1 protein-coding gene is annotated in these 1,001 nt (G+C 61.2%); it reads left to right on the forward strand.

Annotated features, from left to right (window positions below; translation table 11 throughout):
• The coding region (locus H926_RS25715) for an IS110 family transposase (protein WP_022675373.1) at window positions 1-715 on the forward strand (715 nt) is incomplete at its 5' end.
• Between the last annotated feature and the right edge of the window lie 286 nt (window positions 716-1,001).

A 1,001-nucleotide genomic window follows, 5' to 3' on the forward strand; every position in this document is an offset into this window, starting at 1 on the left:
GATGCGCCTGGGCTGGTATCGACCGGTTCATTGCAAGTCGCAGGAAGCGCAGGAGAACAGGACGCTGTTGGCTGGCCGCAAGATGCTACAGTCGAAGTACATCGATCTTGAGCTGTGCCTGCGCGGACTGCTGCGTGGCTACGGGCTGAAGGTAGGGCCGACCAACCGCAAGACTTTTGAAGGCCGTGCTCGGGAACTGGCGGCATCGGTTCCCGGGCTCGACAATGCGGTGGACGCCCTGTTGAAGGCGCGGGCTACGCTGCTTGAACAGTTTCGCAGGCTCGATGGTCTGGTCAATAGCCGGGCTCGCCAGGACGAGAGGGCGCAGTTGCTGATGACTGTGCCCGGTGTCGGAGCGCTGATCTCGCTGACGTTCGTTTCGGCGATTGATGATCCGGCCCGGTTTCGGTCATCGCGGACTGTGGGAGCACATTTGGGCCTGACCCAGCGCAAGTACCAGTCGGGGGAGACTGATGTTACCGGGCGCATTTCCAAATGCGGTGACCAGGAGGTGCGCACGGCATTATACGAGGCGGCCAACATCATCCTGACCCGGCCGGTCAAGGGATCGCAGCTCAAGAGCTGGGCGGCGAAGATTGCTAGCCGGGCGGGCATGAAGAAGGCCAAGGTCGCTTTGGCGCGCAAGCTGGCAGTCGTCATGCACCGTATGCTCAGCGACGGGACATGCTTCGAGCACAGGCTGGTTGCAGCGTGATCGTTATCGAACAGGGACGAAGGTAGGACACAAGGGTTTCGGGCGAGAGGACCATCGCGCCCAATGGCAAGGTCCCGTCGCCGGGACGCACGAGCCAGGTCAGGCCGGTAAGACGGGAGCAGCCCTTCGGGTGACTGCGCGTTTCTAGATTGGTCGGCCGGTTCGTTGAGGACATCCATCATGCAGCGCCCTTGCGGTGACTGCGGACAGAAGCATGAAGCCGGCGACGTGATTATGCCGAATCGGGATTGACAATAGGCCCGTTACAGAAGCCCGTCTTATTCAT

It is taken from the genome of Novosphingobium sp. B-7, assembly GCF_000410615.1.
Lineage (GTDB): Bacteria > Pseudomonadota > Alphaproteobacteria > Sphingomonadales > Sphingomonadaceae > Novosphingobium > Novosphingobium capsulatum.